This window comes from Paraburkholderia sp. GV068, from assembly GCF_003058125.1.
Lineage (GTDB): Bacteria > Pseudomonadota > Gammaproteobacteria > Burkholderiales > Burkholderiaceae > Paraburkholderia > Paraburkholderia graminis.
Map to the genome: position 1 here is coordinate 837,788 of NZ_QBUB01000001.1, position 24,135 is coordinate 861,922.

At 63.1% G+C, this 24,135-nt stretch carries 20 protein-coding genes; 17 read left to right on the forward strand and 3 right to left on the reverse strand.

Annotated features, from left to right (window positions below; translation table 11 throughout):
• Together C8K18_RS03785 and map are read right to left on the reverse strand one after the other, a co-directional pair.
• Positions 1-2,580, reverse strand: coding sequence for a [protein-PII] uridylyltransferase (locus C8K18_RS03785; RefSeq protein WP_006048670.1), 2,580 nt, complete (start codon positions 2,578-2,580; stop codon positions 1-3).
• A 30-nt stretch (positions 2,581-2,610) separates the two neighbouring features.
• On the reverse strand, positions 2,611-3,420 hold the full coding sequence (gene map / locus C8K18_RS03790; protein WP_006048671.1) for a type I methionyl aminopeptidase: 810 nt from the start codon (positions 3,418-3,420) through the stop codon (positions 2,611-2,613).
• Positions 3,421-3,929: 509 nt separating this feature from the next.
• Here map and rpsB point away from each other — a divergent pair.
• The 16 genes from rpsB (at position 3,930) to C8K18_RS03870 (ending at position 20,349) form a co-directional block, all read left to right on the forward strand.
• Positions 3,930-4,682: a 30S ribosomal protein S2 gene (rpsB, locus tag C8K18_RS03795; RefSeq protein ID WP_006048672.1), complete on the forward strand. Its 753-nt coding sequence runs from the start codon at positions 3,930-3,932 to the stop codon at positions 4,680-4,682.
• A 181-nt stretch (positions 4,683-4,863) separates the two neighbouring features.
• Positions 4,864-5,745 (forward strand): translation elongation factor Ts, encoded by an 882-nt coding sequence (gene tsf / locus C8K18_RS03800; RefSeq protein WP_006048673.1) that lies wholly within the window; start codon positions 4,864-4,866, stop codon positions 5,743-5,745.
• A gap of 219 nt (positions 5,746-5,964) precedes the next feature.
• Positions 5,965-6,678, forward strand: coding sequence for a UMP kinase (pyrH, locus tag C8K18_RS03805; protein ID WP_006048674.1), 714 nt, complete (start codon positions 5,965-5,967; stop codon positions 6,676-6,678).
• A gap of 100 nt (positions 6,679-6,778) precedes the next feature.
• Entirely contained in the window at positions 6,779-7,339 is a 561-nt protein-coding gene (gene frr, locus C8K18_RS03810; protein ID WP_006048675.1) for a ribosome recycling factor, read from the forward strand.
• Between the two features lie 152 nt (positions 7,340-7,491).
• The gene (gene uppS, locus C8K18_RS03815) at positions 7,492-8,274 is read left to right on the forward strand and encodes a polyprenyl diphosphate synthase (protein WP_006048676.1); all 783 of its coding nucleotides are present in this window, start codon (positions 7,492-7,494) and stop codon (positions 8,272-8,274) included.
• Positions 8,268-9,089 carry a phosphatidate cytidylyltransferase gene (locus C8K18_RS03820; RefSeq protein WP_107706687.1) on the forward strand — a complete coding sequence of 274 codons (822 nt, stop codon included), beginning with the start codon at positions 8,268-8,270 and terminating at the stop codon, positions 9,087-9,089. The genes uppS and C8K18_RS03820 overlap by 7 nt, the downstream gene beginning before the upstream one ends.
• Positions 9,090-9,099: 10 nt before the next feature.
• Positions 9,100-10,305, forward strand: a complete 1,206-nt coding sequence (locus tag C8K18_RS03825) for a 1-deoxy-D-xylulose-5-phosphate reductoisomerase (protein ID WP_053858268.1) — start codon at positions 9,100-9,102, stop codon at positions 10,303-10,305.
• A gap of 7 nt (positions 10,306-10,312) precedes the next feature.
• Entirely contained in the window at positions 10,313-11,716 is a 1,404-nt protein-coding gene (gene rseP / locus C8K18_RS03830; protein ID WP_107706688.1) for an RIP metalloprotease RseP, read from the forward strand.
• A gap of 67 nt (positions 11,717-11,783) precedes the next feature.
• Positions 11,784-14,096, forward strand: a complete 2,313-nt coding sequence (gene bamA, locus C8K18_RS03835; RefSeq protein ID WP_029970852.1) for an outer membrane protein assembly factor BamA — start codon at positions 11,784-11,786, stop codon at positions 14,094-14,096.
• 47 nt (positions 14,097-14,143) lie between these two features.
• Positions 14,144-14,665, forward strand: coding sequence for an OmpH family outer membrane protein (locus C8K18_RS03840; RefSeq protein ID WP_006048681.1), 522 nt, complete (start codon positions 14,144-14,146; stop codon positions 14,663-14,665).
• Between the two features lie 80 nt (positions 14,666-14,745).
• Positions 14,746-15,870 (forward strand): UDP-3-O-(3-hydroxymyristoyl)glucosamine N-acyltransferase, encoded by a 1,125-nt coding sequence (gene lpxD / locus C8K18_RS03845; RefSeq protein WP_006048682.1) that lies wholly within the window; start codon positions 14,746-14,748, stop codon positions 15,868-15,870.
• Positions 15,871-16,077: 207 nt separating this feature from the next.
• Positions 16,078-16,542 (forward strand): 3-hydroxyacyl-ACP dehydratase FabZ, encoded by a 465-nt coding sequence (fabZ, locus tag C8K18_RS03850; RefSeq protein ID WP_006048683.1) that lies wholly within the window; start codon positions 16,078-16,080, stop codon positions 16,540-16,542.
• 105 nt (positions 16,543-16,647) lie between these two features.
• On the forward strand, positions 16,648-17,436 hold the full coding sequence (lpxA, locus tag C8K18_RS03855) for an acyl-ACP--UDP-N-acetylglucosamine O-acyltransferase (protein ID WP_053858266.1): 789 nt from the start codon (positions 16,648-16,650) through the stop codon (positions 17,434-17,436).
• Positions 17,437-17,439: 3 nt separating this feature from the next.
• Positions 17,440-18,609, forward strand: coding sequence for a lipid-A-disaccharide synthase (lpxB, locus tag C8K18_RS03860; protein WP_006048685.1), 1,170 nt, complete (start codon positions 17,440-17,442; stop codon positions 18,607-18,609).
• Entirely contained in the window at positions 18,606-19,427 is an 822-nt protein-coding gene (gene rnhB, locus C8K18_RS03865; RefSeq protein ID WP_107706689.1) for a ribonuclease HII, read from the forward strand. Before lpxB ends, rnhB begins: the two co-directional genes overlap by 4 nt.
• Positions 19,428-19,560: 133 nt before the next feature.
• Positions 19,561-20,349 carry an RNA methyltransferase gene (locus C8K18_RS03870; RefSeq protein ID WP_107706690.1) on the forward strand — a complete coding sequence of 263 codons (789 nt, stop codon included), beginning with the start codon at positions 19,561-19,563 and terminating at the stop codon, positions 20,347-20,349.
• Positions 20,350-20,365: 16 nt separating this feature from the next.
• Here the strand turns inward: C8K18_RS03870 and C8K18_RS03875 are convergent, their stop codons facing one another.
• Complete coding sequence (locus tag C8K18_RS03875) at positions 20,366-21,181, reverse strand: pyruvate, water dikinase regulatory protein (protein ID WP_006048688.1); 816 nt, start codon at positions 21,179-21,181, stop codon at positions 20,366-20,368.
• Positions 21,182-21,721: 540 nt separating this feature from the next.
• Between C8K18_RS03875 and ppsA the strand changes: the two genes are divergently transcribed.
• Positions 21,722-24,127, forward strand: coding sequence for a phosphoenolpyruvate synthase (gene ppsA, locus C8K18_RS03880; RefSeq protein WP_029970856.1), 2,406 nt, complete (start codon positions 21,722-21,724; stop codon positions 24,125-24,127).
• The last annotated feature ends 8 nt before the right edge of the window (positions 24,128-24,135 follow it).

A 24,135-nucleotide genomic window follows, 5' to 3' on the forward strand; every position in this document is an offset into this window, starting at 1 on the left:
TCACACTGCGATCGCGCGCAGCAGTTCCGTCTCGACCTGAATTTGCAGGCGGTTGTCCGACAGACCGTGCCCGTCCAGCAGGAACACGTCCTCGACGCGTTCGCCGAGCGTATTAATCCGTGCCGACGCGACGCCGACACGATGTTCGGCGAGCACGCGCGCGATCGAATAAAGAAGGCCTGGCCGGTCGTTCGCCGACACGGACAGGATGTAGTATTGGCCGCGATCGTCGGCCCGAAGATCGACGCGCGGCGTAACAGGGAAGGTCCGCGACAGCCGCGACAAGCGGCCCTTCGACGGGCCCGGAAGCCAGGTGCCGTCGCCGGTGAGGCGCGCGGTCAGTTCCTGTTCGACGAGATTGGCAATGTCGCGATAATGCACGTCTTCTTCGGTATGCGCGACGAGGAAATTATCGAGCGCGTAGCCGTGACGCGTCGTGCTGACGCGCGCATCCAGCACCGACAAGCCATTGCGGTCGAAATACGCGCAAATGCCGGCGAACAGATCCGGCTGGTCCTTCACGTACACGAGCACCTGAAGCGCTTCGCCGATCGGCGACGGGCGAGCCCGGACGATCGGCGTCGGCGTCTCGACGTAACGGTAGAGCACACGCGTTTGCCAAGCGATGTCGGCCGCGTCGTGACGCAGGAAATAGCCGACGTCGAGCTTGTCCCACAGCGCCTTCTGCGCGCCTTCCGGCACTGTTTCGAGACGCAAGAGCGCAAGCGCCTCTTCCTGACGCGACTCCAGTTCCGAATGCGCGTCCGGCCGCGCGCCGCCGAGCACGGCGAGCGTCGCGCGATACAGGTCCTCGAGCAGCTTGCCCTTCCACGTATTCCAGACCTTCGGGCTGGTTCCGCGGATGTCGGCCACCGTCAGCAGGTACAGCGCGGTCAGGCGGCGCTCGGTGCCGACCAGTTCCGCGAATCGCTTGATGACCTCGGGATCGCTCGTGTCCTGCTTTTGCGCGACCTGGCTCATGGTCAGATGCTGCTGGACGAGCCAGACGACCAGTTCGCCGTCGTCGCCCTCGATGCCGTGATTGCGGCAGAAGCGCCGCGCGTCGGCCATGCCGAGCGTGGAATGGTCGCCGCCGCGGCCTTTCGCAATGTCGTGAAAGAGCGCCGCGACGTACAGTACCCACGGCCGGTCGAAGCTGACGATCAACTGGCTGCAGAACGGATATTCATGCGCGTGTTCGGCCACGGCGAAGCGCCGCAGATTGCGCAGCACCATCAGAATGTGCTGATCGACCGTGTAGACGTGATACAGGTCGTGCTGCATCTGTCCGACGATGCGCCGGAAATTCAGCAAATATCGCCCTAGCACGCTGGTCTGGTTCATCAGGCGCAACGCGTGCGTGATGCCGGCCGGCTGCTTCAGGATGTCCATGAAAAGACGCCGGTTTTCCGGATCGCGGCGCCAGTGCTGGTCCATCACCTCGCGCGCGTTGTAGATGGCGCGCAGCGTACGCGCCGAAAGCCCTTTCACGCCCGGCGTCTGCTCGTACAGCAGGAAGGCTTCGAGAATGGCGTTCGGTTCGCGCTGGAACAGGTCGTCGCTGGCGATTTCCAGCATGCCCTGTTTTTCGACGAAACGGTCCGACAGCACCCGCGTAATGCCGCTCGTGCTGGGAAAAAGCTGAGCCTCGATGTTCTGGATCAGAATTGTCGCGAGCTGCGTGACCGCCTTCGCCGCCCAGTAATAGCGGCGCATCAGCTGTTCGCTCGCGCGCTTGGTGGCGGTCGGCTTGTAGCCGAAACTCTCGGCTACCGGCGTTTGCAGATCGAACACCAGAATGTCCTGGCGACGGCCGGCAGTGACGTGGACCCGCGCCCGCAGCGACTTGAGGAAGCCCTCGTTGCGCCGCAGTTCCTGCGCTTCGCGCTCGGTGATGAGTCCGCGCGCCTCGAGTTCGCGCCAGCTACTGCCGAAGCCGGCCGCCTGGGTCACCCACAGAATTAGCTGAAGATCCCGCAGACCGCCGGGGCTTTCCTTGATATTCGGCTCGAGCGCGTAAGGCGTGTCCTGGAACTTGGCGTGACGCTGACGCATTTCCAGCACTTTCGCCTGGAAAAACGCTTTCGGATCGAGCGCCTCGCGATAGCGCTTCGCGAAGTCGTCGAACAGGGCCGCGCTGCCGGTAATGCGCCGCGCTTCGAGCAGCGACGTGCGCACGGTGACGTCGTTAGCGGCTTCTTCCAGACACTGCGAGACGCTGCGTACGCTGCTGCCCAGCTCGAGCCCGAGATCCCACGCGAGGCTGATGAAACGCTCGATGCGCGCTTCCAGATGCTCGAGCGGCGCGTCCGGCAGCAGCACCAGAATGTCGATGTCGGAATGCGGAGCCAGTTCGCCGCGACCGAATCCGCCGACGGCGACGAGCGCCAGCTCGGCCGGCAGTTCGCAGGTGTTCCAGGCGGCGCGCAGGGAGTCGTCGGTGGTACGCGAGAGCGCCGCCATCAATCCTTCTACGTTGGTGGCGGTCCTGAAGCGTTCCAGCAACTGGGCTTTGGCCACTTTGTAGTCCGCCTTGAGCGACGTGGCGTGGGATCGGGCGACGGCTGGAACACTACTCATGGGCGGCTGGCGGTGAAAAGGCGGGATCGATCAGGCCGTGGCGGCGATCACCGGCGGGCGCGCGGGCGTGCCGGCGGACACGGTCAGCACGTCGTAGCCGGTTTCCGTCACGAGCACCGTGTGTTCCCATTGCGCCGACAGACTGCGGTCTTTCGTCTTGACGGTCCACTGGTCGGGCATGGTGCGGATGTCGCGGCGGCCGGCGTTGATCATCGGCTCGATCGTGAAGATCATGCCGGCTTGCAGTTCCAGCCCGGTGCCGGGGCGGCCGTAGTGCAGAATCTGCGGGTCTTCGTGAAACACGGTGCCGATGCCGTGGCCGCAATATTCGCGCACCACGCTGTAGCCTTGCGCCTCGGCGTGCTTCTGGATCGCATAGCCGATGTCGCCCAGATGCGCGCCGGGGCGGACCTGGTCAATGCCGAGCCACATGCACTCGAAGGTGGTCTGAACCAGCCGCTTCGCGAGAATCGAGCCCTCGCCGACGATGAACATGCGGCTCGTGTCGCCGAAGTAACCTTCCTTGATCACCGTAATGTCGATGTTCAGCGCGTCGCCGTTCTTCAGCGTCTTGTCGCCGGGAATGCCGTGGCAGATCACGTCGTTCACCGAGATGCAGGTGGCCTTGGGGTAGGGCGGATAGCCGGGCGGCTGATAATTCAGCGGCGCGGGCACGGTGCCCTGTTCCTTGAGCATATATTCGTGACACAGGCGGTCGAGTTCGCCGGTCGTGACGCCGGCCGTGACGAACGGCGTGATGTAGTCGAGCACTTCGCTCGCAAGTTTGCAGGCGACGCGCATTTGCGCGATGTCGTGTTCGTTTTTGAGCGTGATAGCCATGAGTCGGGCCTGAAATGCGATTTATTCCGGGATTATCGCACCATATTCCCCGTGCCGCAGTCTTTTGGCGGCGTTTCGGCGGCTGTAACGATAGAGCGGAGGGCTTTGCGGTTCACGGCTGGAAGACGACGCGCGAGGCGGCCAGCCAGGCGCCGGGTGCAACCGGAGCCCGCGCGAAGGAGCCACCCGGCAGGTTGAGTCGGCCGATAGTCGCATGCTATAATGTTTGGCTAAGTCGATCCTTTTCCTGTCCTGGTGGCTTCTTGTCATCGTTCAGACCGACTCTAGGCTGATTATGGTGGCAGCGGGCCAGCAACCAATCAACCAACGGCAGATAGAGGTGAAGCTTCCCGTGGCGCTTGTCGCCCGAGCCACGGGTGAGAGCAGTATCAAGGCGGCAGACTCGCAAGCCGGCGCACCCAGGGTGTTCGCGGCGCTCAGCCAGACAAGACATGGCGGCGCGGCGGATACGGCAGCCGGCTTAAGACCCAACCCTCGCGGAGATTTTCATGGCAGTTACCATGCGTCAAATGCTGGAAGCCGGTGTCCACTTCGGTCACCAAACGCGCTTCTGGAACCCGAAGATGGCCCCCTTCATTTTCGGCCATCGCAACAAGATTCACATCATCAACCTCGAAAAGACGCTGCCGATGTACAACGACGCGCTGAAGTACGCGCGTCAACTGGCAGCCAATCGCGGCACCATCCTGTTCGTCGGCACGAAGCGTCAGTCGCGTGACACGATCGCCCAGGAAGCGCAGCGCGCCGGCATGCCTTATGTCAACGCACGCTGGCTCGGCGGCATGCTGACCAACTTCAAGACGCTGAAGGTTTCGATCAAGCGCCTGAAGGACATGGAAGCGGCGCTGGAAGCAGGCGAAACGGAACGCATGAGCAAGAAGGAAGCTCTGCTGTTCGAACGCGAAATGGCCAAGCTGCAGAAGTCGATCGGCGGCGTGAAGGACATGGGCGGCATTCCGGACGCGATTTTCGTGGTCGACGTCGGCTACCACAAGATTGCCGTCACCGAAGCGAACAAGCTCGGCGTGCCGGTCATCGCAGTGGTCGATACGAACCACTCGCCGGAAGGCATCGACTACGTGATCCCGGGTAACGACGACGCCAGCAAGGCCGTCGCTCTGTACGCGGCCGGCGTGGCTGACGCGATCCTCGAAGGCCGTGCCAACGCGGTCAACGAAGTGGTGCAGGCTGCACGCGGCGACGACGGCGACGAGTTCGTCGAGGTCAACGCGGAAGCGTAAAGCTGCCCCGTGTCCGGCAAAAAAGGGGGCTTTCTACAGGCCCCCTTTTTTTAAGCCGCGACGCTGTAGCAAGGCGTTATCCGTAAAAAATTCGCATAACGCTGAAACGAATTCTTGCCGCCGGTATCGAAGTGCGGGCGGCGTGTGACACGGAACACAGACGGAACTCAAGGAGCAAATGATGGCGGCAATTACCGCAAGCATGGTTGCAGAACTGCGCGCAAAGACCGACGCGCCGATGATGGAATGCAAGAAGGCGCTGACGGAAGCCGACGGCGACATGGCGCGCGCCGAAGAGCTGCTGCGCGTGAAGCTGGGCAACAAGGCCAGCAAGGCGGCATCGCGCGTCACGGCTGAAGGCGTGGTCGCATCGTTCATCGGCGGCAATGCAGGTTCGCTGGTCGAGCTGAACTGCGAAACCGACTTCGTTTCGAAGAACGACGACTTCCTGGCTTTCTCGAAGAAGATCGCCGAACTGGTCGCCACGCAAAACCCGGCCGACGTCGCCGCGCTGTCCGCTCTGCCGCTCGACGGCCAGACCGTCGACGCAGTGCGCCTCGCGCTGGTCGGCAAGATCGGTGAAAACCTGTCGATCCGCCGTTTCGTGCGCTTCGAGACGTCGAACAAGCTGGCAGCGTACCTGCACGGCACGCGCATCGGCGTGCTGGTCGAGTACACCGGCGCCGACGAGCAGGTCGGCAAGGACGTGGCCATGCACATCGCCGCGATGAAGCCGGTCTCGCTGTCGTCGGACGACGTGCCGGCGGACCTGATCGCCAAGGAACGCAGCATCGCCGAGCAGAAGGCCGCCGAATCGGGCAAGCCGGCTGAAATCGTCGCGAAGATGGTGGAAGGCAGCGTGCAGAAGTACCTGAAGGAAGTGTCGCTGCTGAACCAGACGTTCGTTAAGAACGACAAGCAGACGATCGAACAGATGCTGAAGGCGGGCAACGCGAGCGTCCAGAAGTTTGCGCTCTTCGTGGTCGGCGAAGGCATCGAGAAGAAGCAGGACGACTTCGCCGCTGAAGTTGCCGCTCAAGTGGCTGCTGCGAAGCAACAATAAGCATCGCGAGTCTTAGCTAGTACCGTTGTACCCGCGGCGCAGCAAGACTGTGCCGCGGTCGGCAGCGCCGCAAGGCTGCGCGCGGGTTGATCCTCGCCGCGCGGCCGCCGCCGGTGGACCTTCCGGGTTCATCAATTTGGCGGCGCTTGCCCGAATCGGCGTTTCACCCCTACATTAGTCCCTTGTTGTTGCCCTGTTCTGCGCGATCTGGATACCCCTATGCCCACTGCCTACAAACGCGTCCTGCTCAAACTCTCCGGTGAAGCTCTGATGGGCGACGATGCCTTCGGCATCAATCGCGCGACCATCGAACGAATGGTGGCGGACGTGGCCGAAGTGGTCCGTCTTGGAACGCAGTTGGCGGTAGTGATCGGCGGCGGCAACATCTTCCGTGGCGTCGCGGGCGGCGCGGCCGGCATGGATCGCGCCACGGCCGACTACATGGGCATGCTGGCCACCATGATGAACGCGCTGGCGCTGCAAGACGCCATGCGTCACGCCGGCATCGAGGCGCGTGTGCAATCCGCGCTGCGCATGGACCAGGTCGTCGAGCCGTACATCCGTCCGCGCGCGATTCGCCAGCTCGAAGAAGGCAAAGTCGTGATTTTCGCGGCCGGCACCGGCAACCCGTTCTTCACGACCGACACGGCCGCCGCGCTGCGCGGCTCGGAAATCGGCGCCGAAGTCGTGTTGAAAGCCACCAAGGTGGACGGCGTCTACTCAGCCGACCCGAAGAAAGATCCGAGCGCGACGCGCTACACCACGATCAGCTTCGACGAGGCAATCGGCCGCAACCTGCAGGTCATGGACGCCACGGCGTTCGCGCTGTGCCGCGACCAGAAGCTGCCGATCCGCGTTTTTTCGATCGTCAAGCCGGGCGCATTGAAGCGCATCGTGCTCGGCGAGGACGAGGGCACCCTCGTCCACGTGTAAACTCTCGTTCACATAACGTGGGCTTTGACGCGAGCCCGGGCCGCCGCATATCGCGCGTGCTGGCCGGCTCGCACCGTTTTGAAGGTTCGGAGGTTTTAAAATGTCTGTGGCTGATATCAGGAAGGGCGCTGAACAAAAGATGCAGCGTTCCATCGACGCGTTCAAGAACGATCTGTCGAAAATCCGTACGGGCCGTGCGCACACGGGCCTGCTTGATCACATCCAGTGCGATTACTACGGCTCGCCGGTGCCTATCTCGCAGGTCGCGAACCTGACGCTGATCGACGCACGCACGATCGGCGTGCAGCCGTGGGAAAAGAAGATGGTCCCGGTCGTCGAAAAGGCGATCCGCGAGTCGGATCTCGGCCTGAACCCGGCTACCCAGGGCGACGTGATCCGCGTGCCGATGCCCGCGCTGACCGAAGAACGCCGCCGCGAACTGACGAAAGTCGTCAAGAGCGAAGCCGAAACGGCCAAAGTCGCCGTGCGCAATCTGCGCCGCGACGCGAACGAGCAACTGAAGAAGCTCGTTAAGGACAAGGAAATTTCGGAAGACGACGAACGCCGCGCCGGCGACGACGTTCAGAAGCTGACGGACAAATTCGTCGCTGAAATCGACAAGCTTGTTGTGACCAAAGAAGCAGAGATCATGACGGTATGAGGCTGCGAGGCTCCGAACAGAACGCCGGCTCGCTTCGGCGTTACTGTCTGTGCGGAGCTCGCGCGAAGTCCGAGTCGTGAAGCGCCAGGTCTGGGAGCACTCACACTTTCAGGATTTTTACTTCTTCATTTGCAGTTATTGTCCCGACGGCCATGACCTACACCAGTTCAACCGTGCGCGTGCCTGATGTCGCCGCGGTGCCGCGACACATCGCGATCATCATGGACGGCAACGGCCGTTGGGCCACCCAGCGCCGCTTGCCGCGCGTGGCCGGTCATACGCGCGGCGTCGACGCGGTGCGCGCGGCCGTCGAGGCGTGTGCCCGCCAGGGCGTCGAATATCTGACGCTGTTCGCTTTCAGCTCCGAAAACTGGCGCCGTCCGAACGACGAAGTGTCGTTCCTGATGCGCCTTTTCGTCACGGCGCTGGAGCGCGAAATCGGCAAGCTGCACGCAAACGGCATCCGTTTGCGCGTGGTCGGCGATCTCGAACGTTTCGATGCGCGCATCCGCGACCTGATCAAACGGGCGGAAACCAAGACGGCGCGCAATTCCCGCCTCACGCTGACCATCGCCGCCAATTACGGCGGCCGCTGGGACATCATGCAGGCGACCCGCAAGCTCGTGGAACAGGCCGCGCTCGCCGGCAAGCCGGTCGAGGTGAACGAGGATTCGTTCGCCGAGCATCTGTCCATGGCCTATGCGCCTGAGCCCGACCTCTTCATCCGCACGGGCGGCGAGCGGCGCGTCAGCAATTTCCTGCTGTGGCAACTCGCCTACACCGAGTTCTATTTCACCGACACCTTCTGGCCGGATTTCGACGCCGACGCGCTCGGCCGCGCGATTGCCTCATACGGCGAGCGCGAGCGCCGTTTCGGCCGCACCAGCGCTCAGCTCGAGCCGCAATCGCAAAACGTCGATTCGCTTCCATGCTAAAAACCCGTGTCATCACGGCGATTGTGCTTCTGGCGGTGTTCCTGCCCGTCACGTTGTTCGCGCCGGTCGGCGCGTTCGGCGCGCTGATCGCTTTCGTCGTCGTGTTCGCCGCATGGGAATGGGCCCGCCTGCTGAAGCTGGGCGGCGCCGGCCCGGTTATCTACGCGCTCGTCGCGGCGGTCGCGCTCGTGGCCAGCACGCGGCTTGGCATCGGCGTGGACAGCGCGCAGCCGTTTTACAAGGCGGCCGCCATTTTCTGGGTGATCGCCGGCCCGTTCGTGCTGCTGCGCAAGCCGACGCTCGCGCAAGGCGCCTGGCGCAGCTTTCTGCTGCTTGTCGGGATTGTGATATTCGTCGCCTGCTGGCATGCTCTCGTCGCCGCGCGCATGCAAGGCGTGCCGTTCGTGCTGTCGCTGCTGCTATTGGTATGGCTCGCGGATATCGGCGCATACTTCTCGGGTAAGGCGTTCGGCAAGCACAAGCTCGCGCCCGCCATCAGTCCCGGCAAGACGTGGGAGGGCGCGATCGGCGGCTGGCTCGCGGTGATGATCGTCGCGGTGGCGGCGGTCCTTTCGCATGCGTTCGAGCCGACCCTGTATTCTGAGCTGTGGGCGCATTGGGGCGCCCCGCGCGCGCTGCTTGCCCTGACGCTGCTGGTGGCGTTCAGCGTGGTGGGCGACCTTTTTGAATCCATGATGAAACGCCAGGCCGGCGTGAAAGATTCGAGCGGCCTGTTGCCGGGGCACGGAGGCGTGCTCGACCGCATCGACGCATTGTTGCCGGTGCTGCCGCTTGCCATGCTGCTGCTCGGCTAGAGAAAGAGATATGCAAAAACGTCTGACATTGCTCGGTTCCACGGGCTCGATTGGAGACAGCACGCTCGACGTCGTCGCGCGTCATCCCGAGCGCTTTTCGGTTTATGCGCTCACTGCGCACCGCAACGGCGACAAGCTCGTCGAGCAATGCCTGCGCTTCCGGCCAGAAGTCGCCGTGGTCGGCGACGCCGACACGGCGGCGCGCGTCGCGGCCAAGCTGCGCGACGCGGGCTGCAAGACGGAGGTGACGCACGGCGCCGAGGCGCTCGTCGAGGTGTCGAAGAGCGACGGCTGCGACACCGTGGTCGCGGCCATCGTCGGTGCGGCCGGCCTCGCGCCGAGCCTCGCGGCCGCGCGCGCCGGCAAGCGCATTCTGCTCGCGAACAAGGAAGCGCTCGTGATGTCGGGCGCGATCTTCATGGATGCCGTGCATGACAACGGCGCCGTGCTCTTGCCGGTCGACAGCGAACACAACGCCATTTTCCAGTGCCTGCCGCGCGAAGCCGCGCTGCATGGTGGCGTCTCCAAGATCATCCTGACCGCGTCGGGCGGCCCGTTCCGCACGCGCGAACCGGCCACGCTCGCCGACGTCACGCCCGATGAAGCCTGCAAGCATCCGAACTGGGTGATGGGCCGCAAGATCTCCGTCGACTCCGCGACCATGATGAACAAGGGCCTCGAGGTCATCGAGGCGCATTGGCTGTTCGGTTTGCCGGGCGAACGCATCGACGTGCTGATTCATCCGCAAAGCGTGATTCATTCGCTGGTGTCGTACGCCGACGGTTCGGTGCTCGCGCAACTCGGCAACCCCGATATGCGCACGCCGATCGCGCACGCGCTCGCGTTCCCGGATCGCGTGGATTCGGGCGTCGCGCAACTGGATCTCGTGGAAATCGCGTCGCTGTCGTTTGAAAAGCCGGACTACACGCGTTTCCCTTGCCTGGCATTGGCCATGAAGGCGCTCGCCGAAGGCGGCGTCGCCAGCGCGGCGCTCAATGCCGCTAACGAAATTGCTGTTGAAGCGTTCCTGTCGCGCCAGATCGGCTTCATGGCGATCGCGCAGGTGGTCGACTCGGTGCTCAACGCGTTGCCCAATCGCAGCGCGCATGCGCTCGAAGACGTGATCGAAGCGGACGCCGCCGCGCGTCGCGCCGCAGCCGAATTCATCGCGCGTCTGCCCGACGCCGCCCGCCGCACGGAACGCGCCGTCCAGTGAGGCGCCTATGAATCTGCTGATCGAAGTGCTCGCCTTCGCGGTCGCGATTGGCGTGCTGGTGGTCGTCCACGAATATGGGCATTACAGCGTGGCGCGGCTGTGCGGCGTCAAGGTGCTGCGCTTTTCGATTGGCTTCGGCAAGCCGCTGTTCCAATGGGTTAGTCCCAAGAGCGGCACCGAATGGACGGTCGCCGCGCTGCCGCTCGGCGGCTACGTGAAGATGCTCGACGAGCGCGAGACGGGCGGCGCGCCGATTCCCGCCGAAGCGTTGCCGCATGCGTTCAACCGGCAGTCGGTGTGGCGCCGCATCGCAATCGTCGCGGCCGGGCCGGTCGCGAATTTCCTGCTTGCCATCGTCCTGTTCGGCCTCGTGTTCGCGACCGGCGTCACCGAACCGGCGGCGATCCTTGCCACGCCCGCGCCCAACACGACCGCTGCGGCCGCCGGTTTCGAAGGCGGCGAAACAGTGGTGGCGGTGCGCGCGGAGAACGCGGCCGACTCCGAGCCGGTGCGCTCGTGGTCGGATTTGCGCTGGAAGCTGCTCGGCGCGGCGTTCGATCACAAGCGCGTCGTGCTGATCGCGAAAGGCGCGAACGGCCCGTCCGACTTCCAGCTCGATCTGCGCGGTGTCACCGAAAAGGACGTCGACGACGACTTCATGTCGCGGCTCGGCTTCGAACCCGGCGGGGGCAAGCTGACGGTTGCCGGCGTGCAGCCGGGCAGTGCCGCGCAAAAGGCGGGCCTTCTTCCGGGCGATCGCTTGCGCGCGATCAACGGAGTCGCGACTGATAACGCCACAGCCTTCATCGCGTATGTAAAATCGCACGCCGGCCAACCGCTGACGCTGCAAGTAGAGCGCGCAGCCGCGGGTCAAACGGAAGCGCAGGGCTCGGGCAAGCTCGAAGACATCAGGATCGTTCCGCAAGCGCAGCGCGACGCGGCAACGGGGCAGCAGGTCGGTCGCATCGGCGCTGAGCTTGCGACCCAGGTGCCGTCCATCAACGTGCGTTATGGACCGGTCGAAAGTCTTCAGCTCGGCGCGCGCCGCACGTGGGATCTCGCGGTTTACTCGGTGCGGATGTTCGGCCGCATGATCGTTGGCGATGCATCGCTGAAGAATCTGTCGGGTCCGGTGACCATCGCCGATTACGCAGGAAAGAGCGCACGTCTGGGTCCTTCTGCATTCCTGTCGTTCCTCGCCCTCGTCAGTATTAGCCTCGGTGTACTGAACCTGCTACCAATTCCGGTATTGGACGGGGGTCATCTGTTATATTATTTGGTTGAAGCTGTGACCGGTAAAGTTGTCTCCGATCGCTGGCAACTCGTTTTTCAGAGGGCGGGTCTCGCCTGCATCGTCGCTTTGTCGGCGATTGCACTGTTCAACGATCTCGCTCGTTTAATCCACTTTTAAAGTGTCCGGCGGCGCTCACAATAGCGACCGTCCGACCTGATGCAGCTATACACACTGGGGAAGCACGTTGTTTAAACCTCATCGCTTTGTTCCGAAGACGGTTATAACCGCGGCATTCGCCGCGCATGGGCTGGTTGCTCACGCAACCACGCCCTTCGTGGTGCAAGACATCCGGATCGAGGGATTGCAACGCGTCGAACCCGGTACGGTGTTCGCCTACCTGCCCATCAAGCAGGGCGACACGTTCAACGACGACAAGGCATCCGAAGCGATTCGCGCGCTGTACGCAACGGGTTTCTTCAACGACGTCAAGATCGCGACCGAAGGCAATGTAGTGATCGTGCAGGTGCTGGAGCGTCCGGCCATCGGCACGATCGACTTCGCGGGCATTCACGAATTCGACAAGGAAAACCTGACCAAGGCGCTGCGCGCGGTCGGTTTGTCGCAAGGCCGTTACTACGACAAGGCGCTCGTCGATAAGGCGGAACAGGAACTGAAGCGCCAGTACCTGACGCGCGGCTACTATGCAGCCGAAGTCACGACCACCATCACGCCGATCGACCGCAATCGCGTCTCGGTGCTGTTCTCGGTGGCCGAAGGGCCGAGCGCCAAGATTCGCCAGATCAACTTTATCGGCAACAAGGCGTTCAGCACCGGCACGCTGCGCGACGAAATGCAGTTGTCCACGCCGAACTGGTTCTCGTGGTACACGAAGAATGACCTGTACGCGAAAGACAAGCTCACCGGCGACCTCGAAAATATCCGCTCGTACTACCTGAACCGCGGCTATCTCGAGTTCAACATCGAGTCGACCCAGGTGTCGATCACGCCGGACAAGAAGGACATGTATCTGACGGTCACGCTGCATGAAGGCGAGCCGTACACGATCTCGAGCATCAAGCTGGCCGGCAATCTGCTCGACCGCGAGCCGGAGCTTGCCAAGCTCATCAAGATCAAACCGGGCGACCGCTTCTCGGCCGAAAAGCTGCAATCCACGACCAAGGCAATCGTCGACAAGCTGGGCGAATACGGTTACGCGTTCGCGACCGTCAACGCGCAGCCGCAGATCGACCAGTCGAATCACAAGGTGGACCTGACGCTGCAAGTGGACCCGAGCCGCCGCGTCTACGTGCGCCGCATCAACGTGGTGGGCAACACCCGTACGCGCGACGAAGTGGTGCGCCGCGAAATGCGCCAGCTCGAAAGCTCGTGGTTCGACTCGAACCGCCTCGCGTTGTCGAAAGACCGTATCAACCGTCTTGGCTACTTTACCGACGTCGACGTGACCACGATCCCCGTGGAAGGCACGCCCGACCAGGTGGACGTGGACGTGAAGGTCGCCGAAAAACCGACCGGCGCGATTACGCTGGGCGCGGGCTTCTCGTCGACGGACAAGGTGGTGCTGTCCGCAGGCGTCTCGCAAGACAACGTGTTCGGTTCGGGCACGAGCCTCGCGGTGAACGTCAACACCGCGAAGACGTATCGCACGTTGACCGTCACGCAGGTCGACCCGTACTTCACGGTGGACGGCATCAAGCGTATTACCGACGTCTACTACCGCACGTATCAGCCGCTGTATTACTCGACCGATTCGAGCTTCAAGATCGTCACGATGGGCGGCGACCTGAAGTTCGGCATTCCGTTCTCGGAAGTCGATACGGTGTACTTCGGCGCGGGTCTGGAGCAGAACAAGCTCGACGTCGACGCGAACACGCCGGCATCGTACAAGCAATACGTCGACGACTTCGGCCGCGTGTCGAACAACGTGCCGGTCACGGTGGGCTGGTCGCGCGACGCGCGTGACAGCGCGCTCGTGCCGAGCCGCGGCTACTTCGCGCAGGCGAACGCCGAATACGGCACGCCGATCGGCAGCACGCAGTATTACAAGGCCGACATCAACGCACAGTACTATTACTCGTTTGCGCGCGGCTTCGTGCTGGGCTTCAACTTCCAGGGCGGCTACGGCAAGGGCACGGGCGGCAAGCCATACCCGATTTTCAAGAACTACTACGCGGGCGGTATCGGTTCGGTCCGTGGCTACGAGCCGAGCTCGCTCGGTCCGCGCGACAAGACGACGGGCGATCCGATCGGCGGCTCGAAGCTGCTCGTCGGCAACATCGAATTGACATTCCCGCTGCCGGGCACCGGCTATGATCGCACCTTGCGCGTGTTCACGTTCCTCGACGCCGGTAACGTCTGGGCGGACGCGAGCGCTGCGGCCAATTCGAACGGCGCGAACGGTCTGCGTTACGGCTACGGTGTCGGTCTCGCATGGATTTCGCCGATCGGGCCGCTCAAGCTGAGCCTGGGCTTCCCGCTCACGAAGCACACGGGCGACCAGTATCAGAAGTTCCAGTTCCAGATCGGGACGGCGTTCTGATCCGCGTTGCGGACGGCTCGCCAAACAACAGTATCGAGAGGATCACTTTGCTAACCGGTATGTTTTCGAAACGTGTGGCTTGCGCGCTGGCGCTGGCAATGACGCTGGGCGTCGGAGTGGCGCACGCTCAGGAAGCCAGGATCGCCGCGGTGAATTCGGACCGGATTCTGCGGGAATCGGCGGCGGCGAAGGCGGCCCAGGTCAAGCTCGAGGCCGAGTTCGCCAAGCGCGACAAGGACCTCGCGGACATGGCGCAGAAGCTCAAGTCGATGTCCGATTCGCTCGACAAGAACGGCGCGTCGATGTCGTCCACGGACCGTGCGCAAAAGCAGCGCGATCTGTCGCAACTCGACACCGACTTCCAGCGCAAGCAACGCGAGTTTCGCGAAGACCTGAATCAGCGCCGCAATGAAGAACTGGCAGCGGTGCTGGATCGCGCGAACAAGGTGATCAAGCAGATCGCCGAGGCGCAGCACTATGACCTGATCGTGCAGGAAGCGGTGTATGTGAGCCCGCGCATCGACATTACGGATCAGGTGCTCAAGGCTCTCGCGGCTTCAGGCAACTGAAGGCGGTAGTAGAGCGCCGACAGCGCGCACTGACAGCGCGCACCGACAAGTTGTACTGATCAGCAGGAGACACGATAGGCATGGCTTTTACGCTCGAGGACATCGTCCAGCGGTTCGGCGGTGAAGTAGTGGGAGACGGTTCGCAGCGCGTCGGCAGTCTGGCGCCGCTCGACCAGGCAGGCCCGGACCAGCTGGCGTTCCTCGCCAACCCGAAGTACCTGTCGCAAGTCGAAACAACCCGCGCGGGCGCGGTGCTGATCAATGCGGACGACCTCGCGAAGCTCGCATCGGGCAGCGGGCGTAATTTCATCGTCACACCGAACCCGTACGCTTACTTCGCGCGCGTCGCGCAAACCTTCATCGACCTCGCCACGCCGAAGGTCGCGCCCGGCATTCATCCGAGCGCGACGATCGATCCGTCCGCGCAGATCGCCGCAAGCGCGGTGATCGGACCGCATGTCACGGTGGAAGCGGGCGCGGTCATCGGCGAGAATGTGCGGCTCGACGCGAACGTGGCCATCGGCCGCGGCACGCGCATCGGCGCTGGCTCGCATCTCTATCCGAATGTCACCGTGTATCACGGCTGCAAGCTTGCGGAGCGCGTGATCGTGCACGCGGGCGCGGTCATCGGTTCGGACGGCTTCGGCTTCGCGCCGGATTTCGTCGGCGAAGGCGACGCGCGCACCGGTAGCTGGGTGAAGATTCCGCAAGTGGGCGGCGTGTCGATCGCGGCGGACGTCGAAATCGGTGCGAACACCACGATCGACCGCGGCGCGATGGCCGATACGATCATCGAGGAATGCGTGAAAATCGACAACCTCGTGCAGATCGGGCACAACTGCAAAGTCGGCGCATACACGGTCATTGCCGGTTGCGCGGGCATTGCGGGCAGCACGACCATCGGCCGTCACTGCATGATCGGCGGCGCGGTCGGCATTGCCGGGCATGTGACGCTGGCCGATCACGTGATCGTGACCGCGAAGTCCGGCGTGTCCAAGTCGCTGCTCAAGCCCGGCATGTACACCAGCGCGTTCCCGGCCGTGAATCACGCCGACTGGAACAAGAGCGCGGCCTTGCTGCGCAATATCGACAAGCTTCGCGACCGCATCAAGGCACTGGAAAACGCCGCAGCGGATCAGCAGGACAGCAAGCCGGCGAGCGCGGCATCCGGCGCGGCAGGTCATGCACGGAGTGAGAAAAGCTAGTTTTCCGGACGGCCCGCCGACTCCGCGTAAAATGGCGGGCGAATATCAGGAAGCGAAGAGGGTTGCCGTGACCCGCGGTGGCATGGCAACCGGTTCACGGCGAGCGCCGGCAGCATGCGCTCATCACGCGCTAACAACGCGTTGACAACCCACCTGCACCAGCATCCGCAGTCATCATCGCGCAGTCAATGCGTGAGCAGAAACACCATGAGCACCGAAAAAATCAATCTCGACATCCATAAGATTCTCACGCTGCTGCCCCATCGTTACCCGATCCTGCTGGTCGACCGGGTGCTCGAACTCGAGCCGCACAAGAGCATCAAAGCGTTGAAGAACGTGTCGATCAACGAGCCGTATTTCCAGGGGCATTTCCCGACGCGTCCGGTCATGCCTGGCGTACTGATCCTCGAAGCGCTTGCGCAAACGGCGGCGCTGCTGACGTTCTCGGAAGAGCCGAGCGATCCGTCGAACACGCTGTATCTGTTTGTCGGTATCGACAACGCGCGCTTCAAGCGTGTCGTCGAGCCGGGCGATCAGCTCATCCTCAACTGCACGTTCGAACGGCATATGCGCGGCATCTGGAAGTTCAAGGCGCGAGCCGAGGTGGACGGCGTGGTGGCGGCTGAAGCCGACCTGATGTGCGCGGTGCGTCACACGGACAAGGACGCCTGAATCAAGGGCACCTGACTCGAGCTTCGGCCAGCCGGCGCCTCATGCAGCGCAGCCGGCTCGCCGCAGCCCATCCAGACAACGCAACAGAATCAGAAGCGAGGACGCATGAGCAGGATTCATCCCACTGCGATCGTCGAACCGGGCGCACAACTCGACGAATCCGTTGAAGTCGGACCGTATGCCGTGATCGGCGCGCATGTCACGATCGGCGCGCGGACCACGGTCGGCTCGCACAGTGTGATCGAAGGTCACACCACGATCGGCGAAGACAACCGCATCGGCCACTACGCATCGGTCGGCGGCCGTCCGCAGGACATGAAGTACAAAGACGAGCCGACGCGGCTCGAGATCGGCAACCGCAACACGATCCGCGAGTTCACCACGATCCACACCGGCACGGTGCAGGACGCAGGCGTGACCACGCTCGGCGACGACAACTGGATCATGGCGTACGTGCACATCGGCCATGACTGCCATGTCGGCAACAACGTCATTCTGTCGAGCAACGCGCAGATGGCCGGCCATGTGACGATCGGCGACCACGCGATTGTCGGCGGCATGTCGGGCGTGCATCAGTTCGTGCGCATCGGCGCGCATTCCATGCTGGGCGGCGCATCGGCGCTCGTGCAGGACATTCCGCCGTTCGTGATCGCGGCCGGCAACAAGGCGGAGCCGCACGGCATCAACGTCGAAGGTCTGCGCCGCCGCGGGTTCTCGCCGGACGCCATTTCGGCGCTGCGCTCGGCGTACCGTCTGTTGTACAAGAACAGCCTGTCGCTCGAGGAAGCCAAGGCGCAACTGCGTGAGCTTGCATCCGCCGGCGGCGACGGCGACGGCCCGGTTGGGACGCTGCTCGCATTCGTCGAAGCGTCGCAGCGCGGCATCATCCGCTAAGCGATGGCATTGCAACCCAGTCCGCTGCGCATCGCGATGGTGGCCGGCGAGCCGTCCGGCGACCTGCTGGCGTCGTCGCTGCTGGACGGCCTTGCGAGCCGCCTGCCTGCCGCCACGCATTATTACGGGATCGGCGGTCCGCGCATGGTCGCCACCGGTTTCGACGCCCATTGGCCGATGGAGAAGCTGTCCGTGCGCGGCTATGTCGAAGCGTTGCGGCATATCCCCGAGATTCTGCGCATCCGCACCGACCTGAAGCGCCAACTGCTGGCCGAGCCGCCCTCGGTGTTCGTCGGCGTCGATGCACCCGATTTCAACTTCGGGCTCGAGCATCCGCTGCGCGAGGCCGGCATCCCGACCGTTCACTTCGTGTGCCCGTCCATCTGGGCGTGGCGCGGCGGGCGCATCAAGAAGATCGCCAAGGCGGTCGACCATATGCTGTGCGTGTTCCCGTTCGAAACGGCGCTGCTCGAAAAGGCGGGCGTCGCGGCATCGTACGTGGGTCATCCTCTCGCCGACGAAATTCCGCTTGAGCCGGACACGCTCGGCGCGCGCCGCACGCTCGGTCTGGCGGAAAGCGGTCCGGTCATCGCGGTGCTGCCGGGCAGCCGCCGCTCGGAGATCGATCTGATCGGGCCGACGTTTTTCGCCGCGATGGAAATGATGCAGCACCAGGAGCCCGGTCTGCGCTTCGTGATGCCCGCGGCGACGCCGGCGTTGCGCGAGATGCTGCGCCCGCTGGTCGATTCGCACCCCGGCCTCGCGCTGACCATTACGGACGGCCAGTCGCAACTCGCGATGACCGCCGCCGACGCGATCCTCGTGAAAAGCGGCACGGTCACGCTCGAGGCCGCGCTTCTGAAAAAGCCGATGGTCATCTCGTACAAGGTGCCCTGGCTGACGGGCCAGATCATGCGCCGGCAGGGTTATCTGCCGTACGTCGGCTTGCCGAACATTCTGGCGGGCCGCTTCGTGGTGCCGGAAATCCTGCAGCACTTCGCGACGCCGCAGGCGCTCGCCGAAGCCACGCTGAAACAGTTGCGCGATGAAGCCAACCGGCGCACGCTGACGGAAATCTTCACGGAGATGCATCACGTGCTGAAGCAGAACACCGCGCAGCGTGCGGCGGAAGTGGTCGCGAGTGTCGTTGAGAAGCGCAGGGCGCGGCCGTGAGCGACGAACGCACCAAGCGCACTAACGAGCACGCCGCTGCGCACGCCGCTGCCCGCTCGCCACGCCGCAAGACCGCGGCCGTCGCCAGCGCGGCGACTCGGCAGGTCGGCCTGAACTTCGAGACGGCGGAGGACATCGTCTGCGGCGTCGACGAAGCCGGGCGCGGGCCGCTGGCCGGGCCGGTCGTCGCTGCTGCTGTGATTTTCGATCCGTCGAAGCCGATGATTCGCGGCCTCGACGATTCGAAGGTGCTTACCGCGAAAAAGCGCGACGAACTGTACGAGAAGATCGTCGACCGTGCGCTCGCTTACTGCATCGCCTCGGCAACGGTCGAGGAAATCGATACGCTGAACATTCTGCACGCCACCATGCTGGCCATGAAGCGCGCGGTAGAAGGGCTGTCCGTCACGCCGACGCTCGTGAAGGTGGACGGCAACCGCTGCCCCACGCTGAGCGTTCGCAGCGAAGCGGTGATCGGCGGCGACGCACTGGTCAAAAGCATTTCCGCGGCGTCGATTCTTGCGAAGGTGACGCGCGACCGGATGCTGCTCGAATTGCACCAGACTTATCCCGTGTACGGCTTTAACGCGCATGCCGGCTACGGCACGCCGCAGCATCTGGCGGCCTTGCGTGAACATGGGCCGTGCGAGCATCACCGGCGCTCGTTCGCACCCGTGCGCGAAGCGCATCTGCGATTTGGCACCGGCGTGCCGCTGCCGGCGGGCGAGATTATCGCCGTGCCGGAAATGCTCGCGGACGGCGTGCTGGACGATGCGCTGCTCGACAGCGACGCGTTCGGCGAACGCAGCGGCGCGTGAGCATAAGACGCCACAGCTAACGTGGCACAATCGCCCGTCAATGCTGCCGTCGCCGTAACCAGCACCTAGCCGCACCGCCTGCGATCAGCAACGCGCTCATCCTTCTCCTCATTTCTCATCGTCTTCGCTGCCTGTGAAAGCCATCACCTCGCGGGAGAATCCGCTCTATAAACGCCTGAAGGCGCTTGCCGGATCGACGCATCAACAGCGTCGCAGCGGTCATGCGCTGCTGGAAGGTTTTCATCTCGCGAGCGCGTATCTCGACGTCGCGGGGCAGCCGGAAATGTGCATCGTCACCGAGGGCGCGCTTCGTCACGACGAAGCTCAGGCGATCGTTTCGCGTATCGACGAGCAACGCATCGTCACGCTGCCAGACGCGCTGTTCGGACAACTGTCGAATGTCGTGCACGGCGTCGGCATGCTGCTGCTCGTGGAAAAGCTCGATACGCCGCTGCCCGACACGGTCGCGCAAACCTGCATCGTGCTCGACGGCGTGCAGGACGCAGGCAACGTCGGCTCCATCTTGCGCAGTGCGGCCGCGGCCGGCATTCAGCAGGTGTTCTGCGCGCCGGGCACGGCATACGCTTGGTCGTCGAAAGTATTGCGCTCGGGCATGGGCGCGCACTTCCTGCTGCAGATTCACGAAGACGTCGAAGCGCAGACGTTGATCGAGCGCCTCGCGGTGCCGGTTGTCATCACGGATTCGCACGGCGCCGAAGCGATCTACGATTGCGATCTGAGCGCGGAACTGGCGTGGGTATTCGGCAATGAAGGCGCCGGCGTGTCGCAAGCATGGCGCGACGCGGTCACGTTGCGCGTGACGATTCCGCAGCCGGGCGGCATGGAATCGCTGAACGTCGCGGCGGCCGCGGCTGTCTGCGTGTTCGAGCAATGCAGACAGCAGCGCGCGAGCCGCGCATAAACGAGCGAAGGCTCGCTCAATACGACGGCCGATCCAGCTTGATTTCCTGCAGGATCGTGGTCGCGATCTCTTCGATCGACTTGTGCGTCGACGACAGCCACTTGATCCCTTCGCGACGCATCATCGCCTCGGCTTCGTTGATCTCGTAACGGCAATTTTCCGGCGCAGCGTATTTGCTGCCAGGCCGGCGCTCGTTGCGAATCTCCGAAAGCCGTTGCGGATCGATCGACAAGCCAAACATCTTCTGCCGATGCGCCAATAGCGGCGTAGGCAGCTTGCCGCGCTCGAAATCTTCCGGAATCAGCGGATAGTTCGCTGCTTTCACGCCGTACTGCATCGCGAGGTAGAGGCTCGTCGGCGTCTTGCCGCTGCGCGATACGCCGACGAGGATCACGTCTGCGTCGGCGAGATTGCGGTTCGACTGGCCGTCGTCGTGCGCGAGCGAGAAGTTGATCGCCTCGATGCGGTTCTTGTACTCCTCGGTGTCCGCGTTCTGGTGGCCGCGCCCCATCGCGTGGCTCGACTTCAGCTCCAGTTCCTGTTCGAGCGGCTCGACGAAGGTCTGGAACATGTCGAGCACGAGCGCGTTCGAGCCTTTGACGATCTGATTCGATGCGCTGTCCACGAGCGTGGTGAAGACGATCGGACGGCGACCGTCCTGCTGGACCGCTTCATTGATTTTTTCGAGCGTGGCGTAGGCCTTTTCTGTCGAGTCGACAAAAGGCACGCGGACCAGGCGAAATTTCTGGTCGAACTGGGAGAGGATCGAATGCGCGAAGGTTTCGGCAGTGATCCCGGTACCGTCGGAGACGATGAATACGGTGGGCGGCATCAGTGGGGCAGGGAACGTGAGCGGCAAAAAGCGCTCGAATGGAACATTGCTGGAGCGACTTCGCTGCGCGGTGGCTGACCACTCATGCAGCGGCGTCGAAACAGCGCGCCGTGGGCACCGCTACTACGCCAGGACTGGCCTGGAGGCTCTCTTCATGCATTGGAAGAGCCCTGCGGGCAGCCTGGCGCGATTCGAGGCGCAATTCTCGTCCGACAGTCACATTTCGAGAGTCGGCACGGTAGAATAGCGGCAACCTGTTGGATAAGCAATTGCAGGCGATTGGCGTCTAACTCGCTGCGAACGGTCGTTCAACGCGATGTTATCTGGTGCTAAAGCGGGCGGATCGCGATTGATCGGGCGCTAAATGCGTCGATTCGCCTTCTTCGTGTGGAACGGGAGCGCAAGCCCGAACCCGCGCGGCGCCACAAGCGATTGCTTCTCCAACAGGTTGTGCAAGACGCGAGCTCACGCTTCCAATGAGCGTCTCGCGTTCGAGCCCACTTGCACAGCCGTGAATTTCTTTCACACTTAGGGGCTTGTATGACTAACGCAGTTACCGTCGCAAAGGATAAGGCGTATGTAGTTCCGTTCGAGCAGTTGCGGATGACCGATGTGGAGATTGTCGGCGGCAAGAACGCGTCGCTAGGCGAGATGATCAGTCAGCTTGCCGAAGCCGGCGTGCGCGTGCCGACCGGTTTCGCCACGACGGCACTGGCTTTCCGTGACTTCCTGCATCACAACAACCTGACGGAACGCATCGCCCAACGTCTCGAGACGCTCGACGTCGACGACGTGAAGGCGCTTGCCGAAGCGGGCAAGGAGATCCGTCAATGGATCGTCGACGCTCCCATGCAGCCGCAACTCGAAGCCGACATTCGCGCGGGCTTCGACACGCTTCAAAACAGCTCGCCTGAAGAGCTGTCGTTTGCCGTGCGTTCGTCGGCAACGGCGGAAGACTTGCCGGACGCATCGTTCGCGGGTCAGCAGGAAAGCTACCTCAACGTGGTCGGTATCGAAGACGTGCTCGATCGCATGAAGCACGTGTTCGCGTCGCTCTACAACGACCGCGCTATTTCCTATCGCGTTCACAAGGGCTTCACGCATGCTGAAGTCGCGTTGTCGGCGGGCGTGCAGCGCATGGTGCGCTCGGACGTCGGCGCGGCCGGCGTGATGTTCACGCTCGACACGGAATCGGGCTTCAAGGACGCGGTGTTCATCACGTCGAGCTACGGTCTCGGCGAAACGGTCGTGCAAGGCGCGGTGAATCCGGACGAGTTCTACGTCTACAAGACCACGCTCGCGCAAGGCAAGTATCCGATCATCCGCCGCTCGATTGGCTCGAAGCTCATCAAGATGGAGTTCACGAAGGCCGGTGAAGAAGGCCGCGTGAAGACCGTCGACGTGACGCACGAGCAGCGCAACCGCTTCTCGATCACCGACGAAGACGTGATCGAACTCGCGAAATACGCGGTCATCATCGAAAAGCACTACCAGCGTCCGATGGACATCGAGTGGGGCAAGGACGGCCGCGACGGCAAGATCTTTATCTTGCAGGCGCGTCCGGAAACGGTGAAGAGCCAGGCGACGGGCAAGGCCGAGCAGCGCTTCAAGCTGAAGGGTCAATCGAACGTGCTGGCTACCGGCCGCGCGATCGGCCAGAAGATCGGCGCGGGCCCGGTGCGCGTGATTCACGATCCGTCGGAAATGGACCGTGTGCAGCCGGGCGACGTGCTGGTCGCCGACATGACCGACCCGAACTGGGAGCCGGTCATGAAGCGCGCGTCCGCAATCGTCACCAATCGTGGCGGCCGCACGTGCCACGCGGCAATCATCGCGCGTGAGCTGGGCGTGCCGGCCGTGGTCGGCTGCGGCGACGCGACCGACGTGCTGAAGGATGGCGCGCTCGTCACGGTTTCGTGCGCGGAAGGCGACGAAGGCAAGATCTACGACGGCCTGCTCGAAACGGAAATCACCGAAGTGCAGCGCGGCGAACTGCCGCCCATTCCGGTGAAGATCATGATGAACGTCGGCAACCCGCAACTGGCTTTCGACTTCTCGCAACTGCCGAACGCGGGCGTCGGTCTCGCGCGTCTCGAGTTCATCATCAACAACAACATCGGCGTTCATCCGAAGGCGATTCTCGAGTACCCGAACATCGACCAGGACCTGAAGAAGGCCGTGGAAAGCGTCGCTCGCGGTCACGCATCGCCGCGCGCGTTCTACGTCGACAAGCTGACTGAAGGTATCGCGACGATCGCCGCGGCCTTCTATCCGAAGCCTGTGATCGTGCGTCTGTCGGACTTCAAGTCGAACGAGTACAAGAAGCTGATCGGCGGTTCGCGCTACGAGCCGGACGAAGAGAATCCGATGCTGGGCTTCCGCGGCGCGTCGCGCTACATCGCCGAAGACTTCGCCGAAGCGTTCCAGATGGAATGCGTCGCGCTGAAGAAGGTGCGCGAAGAGATGGGCCTCGACAACGTCGAGATCATGGTGCCGTTCGTGCGTACGCTGAAGCAGGCTGAGCGCGTGGTCGGCTTGCTGGAGAAGTTTGGCCTGAAGCGCGGCGAGAAAGGCCTGCGTCTCATCATGATGTGCGAAGTGCCGTCGAACGCGATTCTCGCCGAAGAGTTCCTGCAATTCTTCGACGGCTTCTCGATCGGTTCGAACGACCTGACGCAGCTCACGCTCGGCCTCGACCGCGACTCCGGCATGGAACTGCTGGCGGTCGATTTCGACGAACGCGATCCGGCGGTCAAGTTCATGTTGAAGCGCGCAATTGAAACGTGTCTGCGTCTGGACAAGTACGTCGGCATCTGCGGTCAGGGTCCGTCGGATCATCCGGACTTCGCGCAATGGCTGACGGATGAAGGCATCAAGTCGATCTCGCTGAACCCTGACACGATCATCGAGACGTGGCAGCAACTGGCGAAATCGTCGACGAAGTAAGCGTGCGG